General features: G+C 54.7%; 16 protein-coding genes, 1 pseudogene and 1 other annotated feature. Of the genes and pseudogenes, 8 read left to right on the top strand and 9 right to left on the bottom strand.

What is annotated here, in order from left to right; genetic code table 11:
• Positions 1 to 11: 11 nt before the first annotated feature.
• From pheS to HA48_RS06345, 7 genes are all read right to left on the bottom strand, one after another.
• Positions 12 to 995: a phenylalanine--tRNA ligase subunit alpha gene (pheS, locus tag HA48_RS06375; RefSeq protein WP_128600280.1), complete on the bottom strand. Its 984-nt coding sequence runs from the start codon at positions 993 to 995 to the stop codon at positions 12 to 14.
• Positions 996 to 1,066: 71 nt separating this feature from the next.
• Positions 1,067 to 1,192 (bottom strand) — a sequence feature (Phe leader region).
• A complete protein-coding gene (gene pheM, locus HA48_RS06370; RefSeq protein WP_121626058.1) occupies positions 1,143 to 1,187 on the bottom strand; it encodes a pheST operon leader peptide PheM in 45 nt (14 codons plus the stop codon). It overlaps the preceding feature by 45 nt.
• 115 nt (positions 1,193 to 1,307) lie before the next feature.
• A complete protein-coding gene (rplT, locus tag HA48_RS06365; protein WP_007892678.1) occupies positions 1,308 to 1,664 on the bottom strand; it encodes a 50S ribosomal protein L20 in 357 nt (118 codons plus the stop codon).
• Between the two features lie 90 nt (positions 1,665 to 1,754).
• Positions 1,755 to 1,952: a 50S ribosomal protein L35 gene (gene rpmI, locus HA48_RS06360; RefSeq protein WP_006118955.1), complete on the bottom strand. Its 198-nt coding sequence runs from the start codon at positions 1,950 to 1,952 to the stop codon at positions 1,755 to 1,757.
• A gap of 98 nt (positions 1,953 to 2,050) precedes the next feature.
• A complete protein-coding gene (infC, locus tag HA48_RS06355) occupies positions 2,051 to 2,602 on the bottom strand; it encodes a translation initiation factor IF-3 (protein WP_128600279.1) in 552 nt (183 codons plus the stop codon).
• A 4-nt stretch (positions 2,603 to 2,606) separates the two neighbouring features.
• A complete protein-coding gene (gene thrS, locus HA48_RS06350; protein WP_128600278.1) occupies positions 2,607 to 4,535 on the bottom strand; it encodes a threonine--tRNA ligase in 1,929 nt (642 codons plus the stop codon).
• A gap of 244 nt (positions 4,536 to 4,779) precedes the next feature.
• Positions 4,780 to 5,541: a DUF481 domain-containing protein gene (locus HA48_RS06345; RefSeq protein WP_128600277.1), complete on the bottom strand. Its 762-nt coding sequence runs from the start codon at positions 5,539 to 5,541 to the stop codon at positions 4,780 to 4,782.
• 331 nt (positions 5,542 to 5,872) lie between these two features.
• Here HA48_RS06345 and ghoS point away from each other — a divergent pair, with 331 nt between their 5' ends.
• Both ghoS and HA48_RS06335 read left to right on the top strand, forming a co-directional pair.
• Positions 5,873 to 6,163 carry a type V toxin-antitoxin system endoribonuclease antitoxin GhoS gene (gene ghoS, locus HA48_RS06340; protein WP_128600276.1) on the top strand — a complete coding sequence of 97 codons (291 nt, stop codon included), beginning with the start codon at positions 5,873 to 5,875 and terminating at the stop codon, positions 6,161 to 6,163.
• Positions 6,164 to 6,252: 89 nt separating this feature from the next.
• Positions 6,253 to 7,146 (top strand): fructosamine kinase family protein, encoded by an 894-nt coding sequence (locus HA48_RS06335; protein WP_128600275.1) that lies wholly within the window; start codon positions 6,253 to 6,255, stop codon positions 7,144 to 7,146.
• A gap of 4 nt (positions 7,147 to 7,150) precedes the next feature.
• On the opposite strand, the gene HA48_RS06330 is transcribed toward HA48_RS06335, so the two are convergent.
• Positions 7,151 to 7,687, bottom strand: a complete 537-nt coding sequence (locus HA48_RS06330; protein ID WP_128600274.1) for a YniB family protein — start codon at positions 7,685 to 7,687, stop codon at positions 7,151 to 7,153.
• Positions 7,688 to 7,831: 144 nt separating this feature from the next.
• Between HA48_RS06330 and hxpB the strand changes: the two genes are divergently transcribed.
• The 6 genes and pseudogenes from hxpB to HA48_RS06300 all read left to right on the top strand — a co-directional run bounded on the left by hxpB (position 7,832) and on the right by HA48_RS06300 (position 13,213).
• The gene (gene hxpB, locus HA48_RS06325) at positions 7,832 to 8,500 is read left to right on the top strand and encodes a hexitol phosphatase HxpB (protein ID WP_128600273.1); all 669 of its coding nucleotides are present in this window, start codon (positions 7,832 to 7,834) and stop codon (positions 8,498 to 8,500) included.
• Positions 8,501 to 8,727: 227 nt separating this feature from the next.
• Entirely contained in the window at positions 8,728 to 9,564 is an 837-nt protein-coding gene (gene kduI, locus HA48_RS06320; protein WP_128600272.1) for a 5-dehydro-4-deoxy-D-glucuronate isomerase, read from the top strand.
• 12 nt (positions 9,565 to 9,576) lie between these two features.
• A complete protein-coding gene (kduD, locus tag HA48_RS06315) occupies positions 9,577 to 10,338 on the top strand; it encodes a 2-dehydro-3-deoxy-D-gluconate 5-dehydrogenase KduD (RefSeq protein WP_128600271.1) in 762 nt (253 codons plus the stop codon).
• Between the two features lie 143 nt (positions 10,339 to 10,481).
• Positions 10,482 to 11,069: a metal-dependent hydrolase gene (locus tag HA48_RS06310; RefSeq protein WP_128600270.1), complete on the top strand. Its 588-nt coding sequence runs from the start codon at positions 10,482 to 10,484 to the stop codon at positions 11,067 to 11,069.
• A 157-nt stretch (positions 11,070 to 11,226) separates the two neighbouring features.
• The gene (locus HA48_RS06305; protein WP_128600269.1) at positions 11,227 to 12,618 is read left to right on the top strand and encodes an L-cystine transporter; all 1,392 of its coding nucleotides are present in this window, start codon (positions 11,227 to 11,229) and stop codon (positions 12,616 to 12,618) included.
• Positions 12,619 to 12,827: 209 nt separating this feature from the next.
• A pseudogene (locus HA48_RS06300) lies at positions 12,828 to 13,213 on the top strand (DUF6515 family protein).
• A gap of 54 nt (positions 13,214 to 13,267) precedes the next feature.
• Here the strand turns inward: HA48_RS06300 and osmE are convergent.
• Positions 13,268 to 13,603 (bottom strand): osmotically-inducible lipoprotein OsmE, encoded by a 336-nt coding sequence (osmE, locus tag HA48_RS06295; protein WP_128600268.1) that lies wholly within the window; start codon positions 13,601 to 13,603, stop codon positions 13,268 to 13,270.
• Positions 13,604 to 13,782 lie beyond the last annotated feature (179 nt).

The raw sequence follows: 13,782 nt of genomic DNA, 5'->3' as shown, positions 1-13,782 counted from the left end.
ATAACCTGCCCTTATTTAAATTGTTTGAGGAAACGTAAATCATTTTCGAAGAAGGCGCGCAGATCGGTCACGCCATAGCGCAGCATAGTGAGACGCTCCATGCCCATACCGAAGGCGAAGCCGGAGTAGATCTCCGGATCGATGCCGACGTTGCGCAGAACGTTCGGGTGCACCATGCCGCAGCCCAGCACTTCCAGCCACTTGCCATTTTTGCCCATCACGTCCACTTCCGCTGATGGTTCAGTAAACGGGAAGTAGGACGGACGGAAGCGAATCTGCAGATTCTCTTCGAAGAAGTTGTTCAGGAAGTCATGTAGCGTGCCCTTCAGGTTGGTAAAGCTGATGTCTTTATCAACAATCAGCCCCTCCATCTGATGGAACATCGGCGTGTGCGTCTGATCGTAGTCATTACGGTACACGCGACCCGGCGCGATGACGCGAATCGGTGGCTGCTGGGTCTTCATGGTGCGGATCTGCACGCCGGAGGTCTGCGTACGCAGCAGACGCGTAGCGTCAAACCAGAAGGTGTCGTGATCGGCACGCGCCGGGTGATGACCTGGAATATTCAGGGCATCAAAGTTGTGATAGTCGTCCTCAATTTCCGGACCGGTGGCGACGGCAAAACCCAGCTCGCCGAAGAAGGTCTCAATACGATCGATGGTGCGCGTGACCGGATGCAGACCGCCATTCTCAACGCGACGGCCCGGCAGGGAGACATCAATGGTTTCTGCTGCCAGACGGGCGTTCAGCTCTGCGCTTTCCAGCGTCTGTTTGCGCGCGTTAAGGCGATCCTGAACCTGCTGTTTCGCTTCATTGATAACGGCACCGGCGGCCGGTCGCTCCTCTGCAGGCAGTTCACGCAGAGTCGTCATCTGCAGCGTCAGGTGCCCTTTTTTACCTAAAAATTCGACGCGCACGGCGTCCAGGGCGGCGATATCCGACGCCTCGTCGATGGCGGCCGTGGCACGAGCCACCAGGTCTGCGAGTTGGGACATGATTTCCTCTTCTTCCAGCCGGGCTGGTCAGTTCTTGTTGGGATCGTGCGATCCGATTAAGTGTCGCCAGAAACAAAAAAGCCTCCACGAGGGAGGCTTTCAGCGCGATTTTTCGTTTCTTTTCTTATGCGCAAAAGCCCCTGATGTTCAGGCGCTAAAGTAAAAAAAGAAACGGAAAATAGCAGCGTGCATGCTTGCGTTACCTTGTCATGATCGAAACCGCACTATTGAAATGCCAGGCGGCTAAAATGTCAATCTTTTGCGTGAGTTGCAGGCAATAAAAAAGGGAGCAAGCTCCCTTTTCTAACTGACTTACGCCAGAGCTGATTTCGCTTTTTCAACCAGTGCAGTAAATGTCACTTTGTCGAATACAGCGATGTCGGCCAGGATTTTACGGTCAATTTCAATGGACGCTTTTTTCAGGCCATTGATGAAACGGCTGTAAGAGATGCCGTTCTGACGCGCCGCAGCGTTAATACGTGCGATCCACAGCTGACGGAACTGACGCTTACGTTGACGACGGTCACGGTAAGCATACTGACCAGCTTTGATAACAGCCTGGAAGGCAACGCGGTAAACACGTGAACGTGCACCATAGTAGCCTTTAGCTTGTTTTAAGATTTTCTTGTGACGTGCGCGAGCAATTACACCACGTTTTACGCGAGCCATGAGCTCTCCTTAATCATATTCTGTTGTGCCTTACCGTGCTGGCCAGCGGCCTTAACGCAACGTTTCAGGCAAATTAATAAAAAAATAAACTTATGCGTACGGCAGGCAGGCAACAACCAGACCCAGATCGCCTTTAGACACCATGCCTTTCGGACGCAGGTGACGTTTACGCTTAGTTGATTTCTTAGTCAGAATATGACGCAGGTTTGCGTGCTTACGCTTGAAGCCGCCAGAAGCGGTCTTCTTGAAGCGCTTGGCCGCGCCACGTACAGTTTTAATCTTTGGCATTTTTACAAATATCCACTTCGCATTGTTAATAAAATGAACCAGACAGGCGAATAAAAACCGCACAGCGCGAACGCTGCGCGGCATTATTACTTGAAGGCCTACTGCTTCTTCTTAGGAGCGAGCACCATGATCATCTGGCGGCCTTCGATCTTCGAAGGGAAGGATTCGACAATGGCCAGATCCAGATCTTCACACAGGTCTTTACGGACGCGGTTAAGCACTTCCATACCGATCTGCTGGTGCGCCATCTCACGACCACGGAAACGCAGCGTGATTTTGGCTTTATCGCCTTCTTCGAGAAAGCGAATCAGGTTGCGTAGTTTGACCTGATAGTCGCCATCATCGGTACCAGGACGGAATTTGATCTCCTTAACCTGGATAACTTTTTGCTTCTTCTTCTGTTCCTTAGAAGACTTACTCTTTTCATAAAGGAACTTGCCGTAATCCATAATACGGCAAACCGGCGGTTCGGCGTTCGGGCTGATTTCAACTAAATCTACGCCAGCTTCTTCAGCTTTCTCAATCGCTTCGCGCAGTGAGACAATGCCAAGTTGCTCGCCGTCTACGCCTGTTAAGCGCACTTCGGTAGCACGGATTTCGCCGTTAATACGGTTCGGACGCGTCGGTTGTACTCGTTTTCCGCCTTTAATAACCTTATTCCTCTAATTGGTGAAGATGTCGGCTGCGAATCTCTTGTTGCAGCTTCTCAACAAACACATCTACGTCCATGCTCCCGAGGTCTTTACCACGGCGGGTGCGCACGGCAACTTTGCCTGCTTCCACCTCTTTCTCACCGCAGACCAGCATATAAGGGACGCGACGTAATGTGTGCTCGCGGATTTTAAAGCCTATCTTCTCGTTTCTCAAGTCTGCTTTGACACGAATGCCCGCATTTTGCAATTTCTTTGTCAATTCACTGACATATTCTGCCTGACCATCGGTGATATTCATCACCACAGCCTGAACCGGTGCCAGCCAGCTCGGGAAGAAACCGGCGAACTCTTCAGTCAGAATTCCGATGAAGCGCTCCATTGAACCCAGAATCGCACGGTGAATCATCACTGGCGTCTGACGATCGTTGGTTTCACCCACGTAGGTGGCATCCAGACGTTTTGGCAGGGAGAAGTCTAGCTGAACGGTGCCACACTGCCAGGCGCGGTCGAGACAATCGTACAGGGTAAACTCAATTTTCGGGCCGTAGAACGCCCCTTCTCCCGGCTGATACTCGAACGGGATATCGTTCTCTTTCAGCGCTTCGGCCAGATCCACTTCAGCACGGTCCCACATGTCGTCGGTACCGATACGTTTTTCCGGACGGGTCGACAGCTTCACCACGATTTTTTCAAAACCGAAGGTGCTGTACATGTCGTACACCATACGGATGCAGCTGTTAACTTCATCACGCACCTGATCTTCCGTACAGAAGATGTGTGCATCATCCTGCGTGAAGCCGCGCACGCGCATCAAACCGTGCAGCGCGCCAGATGGCTCGTTACGGTGGCAGCTGCCAAACTCGGCCATACGCAGCGGCAGATCGCGGTAGGACTTCAGACCCTGATTAAAGATCTGAACGTGCCCCGGGCAGTTCATCGGCTTGATGCAATACTCACGGTTCTCAGAAGAGGTCGTGAACATCGCTTCTTTGTAGTTTTCCCAGTGGCCGGTTTTTTCCCACAGCACGCGGTCCATCATAAACGGACCTTTCACTTCCTGGTAGTCGTACTCTTTCAGCTTGGTACGCACAAACACTTCCAGCTCGCGGAAGATGGTCCAGCCGTCATTGTGCCAGAACACCATGCCCGGCGCCTCTTCCTGCATGTGGTAGAGATCAAGCTGTTTACCGATTTTACGGTGATCGCGCTTCGCGGCCTCTTCCAGACGCTGCAGGTACGCAGCCAGCTGCTTTTTGTCTCCCCAGGCGGTACCGTAAATACGCTGCAGCATCTTGTTATCGCTGTTGCCGCGCCAGTACGCCCCGGAGATCTTCTGCAGCTTGAAGTGGTGGCAGAAACGCATATTCGGTACGTGCGGACCGCGGCACATATCGATGTATTCTTCATGATGATACAAGCCAGGATGGTCGTCATGGCTGATATTTTCGTCAAGAATGGTGGTTTTATAGCTCTCACCGCGTGCTGCAAATACGTCACGCGCCTCCTGCCAGCTCACCTTCTTCTTCACGACGTCGTAATTGGTCTCTGCCAGCTGGTGCATACGCTTTTCCAGCTGCTCAAGATCTTCCTGGGTCAGCGTGTGGTCAAGATCAACGTCGTAGTAAAAACCGTTATCAATAACCGGGCCAATTGCCATTTTGGTATTCGGCCACAGCTGCTTGATCGCATGCCCTAACAGGTGCGCACAGGAGTGACGAATAATTTCCAGACCGGCTTCATCTTTGGCCGTAATGATTGCGACCTGCGCATCTTCAGTGATGGGATCAACCGCATCCACCAGCTCGCCGTTAACGCGACCGGCGATACAGGCTTTCGCCAGACCCGGGCCGATATCCAACGCAATATCCATCACGCTGACCGGACGGTCAAAGACGCGCTGGCTGCCGTCAGGAAGAGTAATTACTGGCATTTCATATCCTTAATCGCAGTGGTAAGCCACACGAAAGCCTACATGCAACATTGAGTTTTGTTTGTTTTACCCGGCGCGATGTCAGACCCACACTGTCGGAATGACGCCAGGCGCGTAAAGCGGCAACGATGATAGCAGCTTTCACCGCTGAGCAAAACCCATAGGCCAAGGCGCTAACCCAAAGAGAGATAAAAAAAAACCGCCGCACGGCGCAGGCCGGACGGCGGTTTTTTTGGTGCATCGCTTACATCGCGTAAGAGAGCTGGACCGTGGTTTTGGTATCGGTACGATCGGGTGCAGATTCTGGCGGATTGTTGTTCCAGGTTACGTTGTAGCCCAGTTTCAGTGCGAAGTGATCGTTGATCGCCACCTGCAACGCGGTCTCGGAGTTCAGCGTGGTGTCTTCACCGAAGCTGCTCAACACCGATACACCCTGAATGAATTTCGTGGTGTCGGTCAGCTGCCACTGGTAGCTCAGCGCGCCGTAACCCAGGGCCTTGGTCTCGTGGCCACCGTCATGGTAGTCGTCGTAACGCACACCCGGACCAAATTCAGCACGCAGCGAGTGCACCGGGCCGTTGAGAATCTGGCGACCGTAACCGGCGGTCAGAACATCACGGGAGTCGTAACCGTTTAAGCGATCGCTCAGCCAGCTGGCCTGACCAAACAGGTAGTCAGCGCTGTTGAGGTTATAACGGCTACGACCACCGATGTTATAGGTCTCGGAAGAGCGCTCATCGTTGGAAGAGGTGTTAGCCGCGTTGCCCCACAGGCTGTACGCCATGGACGTCTGATACCAGGTCATGCTGGTAGAGGCGGTCAGTGAAGAGCTGGTGGTGTTACCGGTCTGCGCGAGATAGCCGGCTGACGCAGTGCCTTCAAACGGTTTTTTTGCCGTAGAAGGGTCATCCATTGAGGTAAATACAGCGTTATCTGCAAATGCCTGGTGGCAAAATGCTCCGGCGGAGAGCAATAAAACAGCGGACAGCTTATTGAAGGCTTTCATTAAAAGGTAACCCGTACGGCAGTTTAAAAAACGATGAGTCTGAAGTTTTTTGCCGGGCGATCAATGCAATTTACGGTAAGTTTTGTAAAAAAATATGAAAGCACCGGAAAAGCCAGGTTTCGCGCTGGCAGCGCGCGGTGAATGGGATTTCTCCCATTTACGCGGCGCATTATAAGAGGCAATGACTGAAATAGCAGCCAGATTGCTACAAGAATTTTTTTAAACCTTCCTTGCCTTTTATCTGATACAGCCCCCGGTAAATTGCACAGAATTCGCTCTATACGGTGCGCTGGTCTACGCTGAAATCTGTTCCATAACAATGAGGTGAAAGATGAGCGATCATGGCGTTAATCGTTACGTTGTCACATTCAGCTATCAGGAAAAAGGTCTGGGCGATCTGCAATCGCTTAACAGTGCCATGGTTAACGGCGGTTACACGACCACGCTGCATGATGATGACGGCCATCCACATGAGTTAGGGTCTAATAGCTTTGGCATTGTCAGCGCACTGGAAGAGCAGGATCTGGCCGATCACGCAGCGGCTCTTGCAGAGGTTGCGCTGCATCAGCGCCCGGAAGTCTCGGTGACAACGTTGGATGCATTTTTAAAAGCACAACCCTGACACGAGGCAAAAACAGGTCACCGCGCTGGTTTTGCTTAAGTTCTGAGCGTTACAATCGTTCTTACGCAGCGAATAAAGAGGATTACCCAATGTGGTCAGCCATTAATCGACTGTTAAGCGAATACGCCGGCGAGGCAGAAATAACGGAACGCCACGCCCTGCCCGGTGGCGATGTACATCCTGCCTGGCGCATCCGCTACGGCGAGCTGGATGTGTTCGTGAAGTGTAATACGCGCGATATGATCACGCTGTTCAGCTGGGAAGCGGACCAGCTTGATCTGCTGGCGCGTACGGGCACGGTACGCGTGCCAAAGGTTTACGGCGTAGGTAACGATCGCGACACCAGCTTTCTGCTGCTGGAGTACATTCAGCCGGAACCGCTGCAACCCCATACGGCATTCCAGCTGGGACAACAACTGGCGCGTCTGCACCAGTGGAGCGAGCAGCCGCAGTTTGGCCTCGACTTCGATAACAACATTACCACCACACCGCAACCGAACAGCTGGCTACGTCGCTGGTCGGTGTTCTTTGCCGAGCAGCGTATCGGCTGGCAGTTACAGCTGGCCGCAGAAAAAGGCGTCCACTACGGCCCTATGGAGACGATTGTGGATTGCGTACAGCGCAGCCTGGCAAACCACCATCCTCAGCCCTCTTTACTCCACGGCGATTTGTGGCCTGCCAACTGCGCAGGCAGCGCCGCAGGGCCCTGGCTGTTTGATCCCGCCTGTTACTGGGGCGATCGCGAGTGCGATTTAGCCATGCTGAGCTACTACGCCGATCTGCCACGGCAGATATACGAAGGCTACCACGCCGTATGGCCACTGCCAGAGGGCTTCTCCCAGCGCCAGCCGGTCTATCAGCTCTATTACCTGCTGAACCGGGCCAATGTATTTGGTGGCAGCTGGAGTGACGAAGCGCAGTTCGCCATTGGCCAGCTACTGGCTGATGATGCGCTGAGTCAGCATCAGGCCAGACCGGCCTGATCGTTTACAGCATGCCAAGCAGACGCAGCACGAAGTAGCCTGCAAGCGCGATAACCACCGGCAGGATATAGAGCGGGAAGATTTGCAGCAGGATGGTGTGGCGCGGCACGTGGATCTTCTCCTCCAGCTGTGCGCGCGTGCGCCCTTCGCTGCCTTTCGCCTGCTCCAGAATCAGCTGGTCTTCAATGCCCTCTTTTACATGGCGCGATTGACGCCACATACGCGCGCCCGACGCCTGCAGCGCCATGCCAACAAAGATCAAAATATAGATAAGCCAGAAACCAACGTTGGCCGCGCCGTTAAACGCCGGCACGGGCGAGTTGTTCCAGAACACGTTCAGGAATGGCGTATTAAATTTAATCATATCCACCATGACATGGACAAAATCGAGCATGACAGCATCAATGCCGGGCTGCTTTTCGCTGTGCTTAAACAGGAAGCCCAGCATGGAGATGAGGGTGGACAGCAGCGCCGGAATAAAAATCACCCAGCCAGCCACTCGCTTGAGGATGGCGATGCGGCCAGCCTGTTGATACGTCATAGTGTCGTCCCTTCACGAACAGTAGTTTTGCCCTAAGTCTACCTGTACTACCGCAATTTTTCCTGAAAAATGCGTAACCTGCCGTAAGTCGGCTTTAGGCGGCGCACATGATATGGTAAGGAAAATTGCAAACGGAGCTGTTGTATGACCTATCGTCGCCCTGTGCTGGCCGCTATTTTTGATATGGATGGCTTGCTGATTGATTCGGAACCGCTGTGGGATCAGGCTGAGCTGGATATTTTTTCCAGCCTCAATGTGGACATTAGCCGCCGGCATGAGCTGCCGGATACGCTGGGGTTGCGTATCGATCAGACTGTCAGAATGTGGTACGAAGCGCTGCCGTGGCGCGGGCCGGATCAGGCAGAGGTGACGCAGCGTATCATTGCGCGGGCGCTGGCGCTGGTCGAAGCGCAGCGTCCGCTGCTGCCTGGCGTAGAGCAGGCGCTGCAGTTGTGTCAGCAGCAGGGATTGAAGATTGCGCTGGCGTCGGCTTCCCCGCTGCACATGCTGGAGCGGGTGCTGGAGATGTTCAATTTGCGTCACTACTTTTCAGCTCTTGCCTCCGCCGAATCGCTGCCGTACAGCAAACCGCATCCGCAGGTCTATCTGGATGCCGCTGCCGCACTGGGCGTGGATCCCCTGAACTGCGTGGCGCTGGAGGATTCATTCAATGGCATGATTGCCTGTAAAGCGGCACGCATGCGCTCCATTGTGGTGCCGGCGGCTGAGCATCGCGACGATGCGCGCTGGGCGCTGGCGAACGTGAAGCTGGACGATCTGACCCAGCTACGCGCGGCGCATCTGTTTAACTGATATATCACTCTTTATTGCAGCCTGCCGGCTTGCCTCCGCCGGCAGGCTGGCGCCTCTCTGCTCACCCGATCATCCACCGTCGTTCAGCGGAAGCCGCCGCACAGATTTGATCGTCCACGCAAATAAATAAAACGATGTTTCATTTTTATTGAATTCGTATCTCATCCTGCCTAAGATGCCCCAAGACCCGCATCGGGACACTTCCTTTGACTCTTGAGAGGCCTGAGATGGACATTCGTCAAAGCATTCACAGCGATCACGCCAAAACCCTGGACACCGACGCGCTGCGCCGCGAATTCCTCATCGAAAAGATTTTCGCTGCGGATACCTACACCATGACCTACAGCCACATCGACCGCATTATCGTCGGCGGCGTCATGCCCCTGCAGCAGGCGGTGACAATTGGCAGTGAGGTGGGCAAGCAGCTTGGCGTCAGCTACTTTCTCGAACGGCGTGAGCTGGGCGTGATCAATATCGGCGGGCCGGGCGTGATTGAGGTGGACGGCAAAACCTGGGAGATAGGCAATCAGGAGGCGCTGTACGTTGGCCAGGGCGCAAACAGCGTGATATTCCGCAGCAACAGCGCCAGCCAGCCGGCGAAGTTTTACTACAACAGCGCTCCGGCCCATACCCGCTACCCTGATAAAAAAATCACGCTGAATGAGGCTGTCAAAGCCACGCTGGGCGATCCGGCGACCTCTAACCGCCGCACCATCAATAAATTTATCGTGCCGGATGTGCTGCCGACCTGTCAGCTCACCATGGGCCTGACACGGCTGGATGAGGGCAATCTGTGGAATACCATGCCTTGCCACACCCATGAGCGCCGCATGGAGGTCTACTTCTATTTTGATATGGCCGACGACAGCGCCGTGTTCCATATGATGGGCCAGCCTCAGGAGACGCGCCATCTGCTGGTACACAATGAGCAGGCTGTGATCTCGCCCAGCTGGTCGATTCACGCCGGCGTGGGGACGCAGCGCTATACCTTTATCTGGGGCATGGTGGGTGAAAACCAGGTGTTCGATGATATGGATCACGTCAGCATCAGCGCACTGCGCTAACGGGAGCGAAGTATGATTCTTAATGCGTTTAATCTGGAAGGCAAAATCGCGCTGGTAACCGGCTGCAACACCGGCCTGGGTCAGGGCATGGCGCTGGGGCTGGCGGAAGCGGGCTGCGATATCATTGGCGTCAACCGGGCCGGGCCGGCGGATACGCAGGCAAAGGTGGAGGCGCTCGGGCGGCGCTTCTGGTCAATTCAGGCCGACCTCACGCAGTCGTCAGTTGTGCCGCAGGTGGTAGAACAGGCGGTCGCGCTGGCCGGACGGATCAATATCCTCGTTAATAATGCAGGCATTATCCGCCGCGAAGATGCGCTGAACTTTAGCGAGCAGGATTGGGATGATGTCATGAACATCAACAGCAAAAGCCTGTTCTTCCTGTCGCAACAGGTGGCGCGCCACTTTATTGCTCAGGGCAACGGCGGCAAGATCATCAACATCGCCTCAATGCTCTCGTTCCAGGGCGGTATTCGCGTGCCCTCTTATACGGCCTCGAAAAGCGCGGTGATGGGGTTGACCCGGCTGATGGCTAACGAGTGGGCAGCGCACGGTATTAATGTGAACGCAATTGCCCCGGGCTATATGGCCACCAACAACACGGAACAGTTGCGTAACGACGCCTCGCGTAACGAGGAGATTCTGGGCCGTATTCCTGCTGCGCGCTGGGGTAAACCGGATGACATGATGGGCCCGGTTGTCTTTCTGGCGTCAGCCGCTTCCGATTATGTGCACGGCTATACGCTGGCCGTGGATGGCGGCTGGCTGGCCCGCTAAGCCAGGTGGTGAATTTCCCGCGCGATCTCTGCGCGGGAAAGGAAAAATATTCACGCTTCGTTACAGCGTCACCATTCTCATTTACTGGATAAATCCCTATACTGGATGTATTGACAGCTTTTTCTTTGCAGCCAGGTTCTATCATGACGGCCGAAGGCCACATCATTTTTGCCATTGCCAGCGCGATTTTTGCTAAACGTGCCGAACTGACACCGGTCCTGGCCAGCGCCGACTGGTGGCATTTGGTGCCGGCTACGCTGCTGACCTGCCTGCTGCCCGACATCGATCACCCCAAATCCCTGCTGGGCCAGCGGTTAAAATGGCTTTCGCATCCGATAGCCCGGGCATTTGGCCACCGCGGTTTTACCCACAGCCTGCTGGCCGTGGCCGTAAGCCTGTGGCTCTTTAAGATCAATATCCCTGCCGACGGGTTCCTGCCGGCCGATGTGCTGCAGGGAATGACGCTGGGCTACCTGAGTCACATTGTGGCAGATATGCTGACGCCCGCTGGCGTGCCGCTGCTGTGGCCATGCCGCTGGCGTTTTCGTCTGCCTATTCTGAAAAGTCAGAAAGGTAACCAGTTGGAGCGCGCCCTCTGTCTTGCGCTGGTCGGTTATGCGCTCTGGTTCCCGGCCGGCATGCCCTCTTTTGGTGCTAATGGCTGGCCGGAACAGCTGTTCAGTACGCTACAAAATGGCGTCAGCCGGCTGGTAAATGGACAAAGTGACTAATATCCGGACAAATTCAAACGAAAAGTTATAACCAATGCTTTTTGGGTATAAGCCTGCCCTTTCATCAACTGCTAACATCCCTGACATTCCTTTAAGGAAACTGACTGTGTTACATGCCACGGCGAACCGCCGTGGCGGTCTATCTCTGGAGTTAAGCATGGATTTTCCTCTGATTATTAATATCGTGGCGTTTGTCGCGCTGCTGGTGCTGCTGAATCGTATTGGCAACCAGAGCTGGAGCCTGTCGAAGCGCGTGCTCACTGGCCTGGTGTTTGGCGTACTTTTTGGCCTGGCGCTGCAAGCTATCTACGGTGAAAACAACCCGGTGGTAAAAGATTCGATCGGTTGGTTCAACATTGTCGGCAACGGCTATGTTCAGCTGTTACAGATGATCGTTATGCCGCTGGTGTTCGCCTCAATTCTGAGCGCGGTCGCGCGTCTGCATAATGCCTCCTCGCTGGGTAAAATCAGCGTGCTGACCATTGGTGTTCTGCTGTTCACCACCGCCATCTCGGCGCTGGTGGGCGTGCTGGTTACCGGCCTGTTCCACCTGAGCGCGGAAGGTCTGGTGCAGGGTGCGCAGGAGACCGCCCGCCTGAGCGCAATTCAGAGCAACTACGCGGGGAAAGTCGCGGATCTGAGTACGCCGCAGCTGCTGCTGTCGTTTATCCCGAAAAATCCGTTTGCCGATCTGGCTGGCGCCAACCCTACTTCGATTATCAGCGTGGTCATTTTTGCCGCCTTCCTCGGCGTCGCTGCACTGCAGCTGCTGAAAGATGACACAGCAAAAGGCGAACGCGTGCTGGTGGCGATCGATACCCTGCAGTCGTGGGTGATGAAGCTGGTCCGCCTGATCATGAAGCTGACGCCCTATGGCGTGCTGGCGCTGATGACTAAAGTGGTCGCCGGTTCTAACCTGCAGGACATTATCAAGCTGGGCGGTTTTGTGGTTGCGTCTTATCTTGGTCTGGCCATCATGTTTGGCGTGCATGCGCTGCTGCTGTCGGTGAACGGCATCAACCCGATGCGTTTCTTCCGCAAAGTGTGGCCGGTGATCACCTTCGCCTTTACCAGCCGCTCCAGCGCAGCCAGTATTCCGCTGAACGTTGAGACGCAAACGCGTCGTCTGGGCGTGCCGGAATCCATTGCCAGCTTCTCCGCCTCGTTCGGGGCCACCATTGGCCAGAACGGTTGTGCCGGTCTTTATCCGACCATGCTGGCCGTAATGGTTGCGCCCACCATGGGCATCAACCCGTTTGATCCGATGTGGATTGCTACGCTGGTAGGCATCGTGACCCTCAGCTCTGCGGGTGTTGCCGGTGTCGGCGGCGGTGCGACCTTTGCCGCGCTGATTGTGCTGCCGGCCATGGGTCTGCCGGTCACGCTGGTTGCGCTGCTGATCTCCATCGAGCCGCTGATTGATATGGGCCGTACCGCACTGAACGTCAACGGTTCAATGACTGCCGGTTCCCTCACCAGCCGCTGGTTGGGGATGACCGATAAAAAAGTGCTGGAGAGCGACGAGCACGCCGAACTGGCACACCGTTAATCATCTCCCGCCTCATCCACGGCAGGCCTGATAAGCCTGCCGTTTTTTTATCTTTTTTACACCGCGCCCTCTGCACATTTTCCGCCAATTGTGGCGCCTACGTCAGGAAAGCGTTAAGCGTGGTAAACAGAGGAAAAAACGCCGGGTTTCCGCTTGTCTTTGCCTGCTGAAAGGCTAATTCTGCTGCTCATCACTGCAGGAGAACCTCTATGAAAAACGTTATCGCACCGCTGCTGGCGTTAACCTTATTAGCCCCTACCCTGAGCGTCGCCCATCCGTATGGCTGGGGTCCGGGCCCCGGTCCACACTGGGCGGGCCGGGGCCACGCTGGGGTCATCCGGGTCCGTTGCGTTTTCTGCCGGAAGCGGCGACGGCGGTCCTGATCGGGGGCCTGACCTACTATCTGCTGAACGGCAGCTATTATCAGCGCCAGGGCGAAACCTATGTCGTCGTGCAGCCTCCGGAACGCTCACCGGCTGAGGGCATGCGCGTGCTGGATTACAATGGCAAGCGCTACTATGTGCAGGAAGGTCACTACTATCAGCGCGAGATCGGCGGCGACTATATCGAAGTACCGCGGCCGTACGGTTTATAAGCGCACAACGAAAAACGGCCCGTCAGTGACGGGCCGTTTATCATTCTGCTGCCGTTACTGCGCGGCTTGCGGATCGGTATCGTAATCTTTACAGCTCTGGAAGCCGTAGTTCATTACGCGACCGGTGTCGTTATAGCTCACGAAGTAGGTCTGCTGTTTGCCGTCACGCTCGCCAATGACATAAGTCTGGCAAGTGCCACGTGCGTGTACCATGGTAATTTCCGTCGAGGCCGGTCCGGCAATCTGACGAACCTGGTCACGCGTCATCCCTTTTTTCACATCCTTCACCACCGGCTTAGTCACATAGCTTTCAGCGCGGTCGTAAGTTGTACAACCAGACAGGGCTGCCAGCGTCAGCGCGGCAGCGATACATCCCAGCACTTTTTTCATCTTGTTGTTCCTCATACTTTGTCCATGTCGCAATAAGCCTGGAACATAAATCCAGATTTATCAACTCAATGGCAGGTGTTTCGGTAATTTCTGAAGCGTCAGGTTTTCGTAAAGATGCTGTGCTAACGCCCTTCACCCCGTATAATCCGGCCGAAAATACATCTTAGAACGTGAAATGA

This window comes from Pantoea wallisii, from assembly GCF_002095485.1.
Lineage (GTDB): Bacteria > Pseudomonadota > Gammaproteobacteria > Enterobacterales > Enterobacteriaceae > Pantoea > Pantoea wallisii.
Note: the sequence above shows the minus strand (reverse complement) of the source record. Positions and strands in the feature narration are given on the sequence as shown.

What these genes read in the sequence shown, in the direction of transcription:
- pheS (WP_128600280.1), bottom strand. Translation starts at nt 995, where the DNA reads ATGTCCCAACTCGCAGACCTGGTGGCTCGTGCCACGGCCGCCATCGAC.
- rplT (WP_007892678.1), bottom strand. Translation starts at nt 1,664, where the DNA reads ATGGCTCGCGTAAAACGTGGTGTAATTGCTCGCGCACGTCACAAGAAA.
- rpmI (WP_006118955.1), bottom strand. Translation starts at nt 1,952, where the DNA reads ATGCCAAAGATTAAAACTGTACGTGGCGCGGCCAAGCGCTTCAAGAAG.
- thrS (WP_128600278.1), bottom strand. Translation starts at nt 4,535, where the DNA reads ATGCCAGTAATTACTCTTCCTGACGGCAGCCAGCGCGTCTTTGACCGT.
- HA48_RS06345 (WP_128600277.1), bottom strand. Translation starts at nt 5,541, where the DNA reads ATGAAAGCCTTCAATAAGCTGTCCGCTGTTTTATTGCTCTCCGCCGGA.
- ghoS (WP_128600276.1), top strand. Translation starts at nt 5,873, where the DNA reads ATGAGCGATCATGGCGTTAATCGTTACGTTGTCACATTCAGCTATCAG.
- HA48_RS06335 (WP_128600275.1), top strand. Translation starts at nt 6,253, where the DNA reads ATGTGGTCAGCCATTAATCGACTGTTAAGCGAATACGCCGGCGAGGCA.
- HA48_RS06330 (WP_128600274.1), bottom strand. Translation starts at nt 7,687, where the DNA reads ATGACGTATCAACAGGCTGGCCGCATCGCCATCCTCAAGCGAGTGGCT.
- hxpB (WP_128600273.1), top strand. Translation starts at nt 7,832, where the DNA reads ATGACCTATCGTCGCCCTGTGCTGGCCGCTATTTTTGATATGGATGGC.
- kduI (WP_128600272.1), top strand. Translation starts at nt 8,728, where the DNA reads ATGGACATTCGTCAAAGCATTCACAGCGATCACGCCAAAACCCTGGAC.
- kduD (WP_128600271.1), top strand. Translation starts at nt 9,577, where the DNA reads ATGATTCTTAATGCGTTTAATCTGGAAGGCAAAATCGCGCTGGTAACC.
- HA48_RS06310 (WP_128600270.1), top strand. Translation starts at nt 10,482, where the DNA reads ATGACGGCCGAAGGCCACATCATTTTTGCCATTGCCAGCGCGATTTTT.
- HA48_RS06305 (WP_128600269.1), top strand. Translation starts at nt 11,227, where the DNA reads ATGGATTTTCCTCTGATTATTAATATCGTGGCGTTTGTCGCGCTGCTG.
- osmE (WP_128600268.1), bottom strand. Translation starts at nt 13,603, where the DNA reads ATGAAAAAAGTGCTGGGATGTATCGCTGCCGCGCTGACGCTGGCAGCC.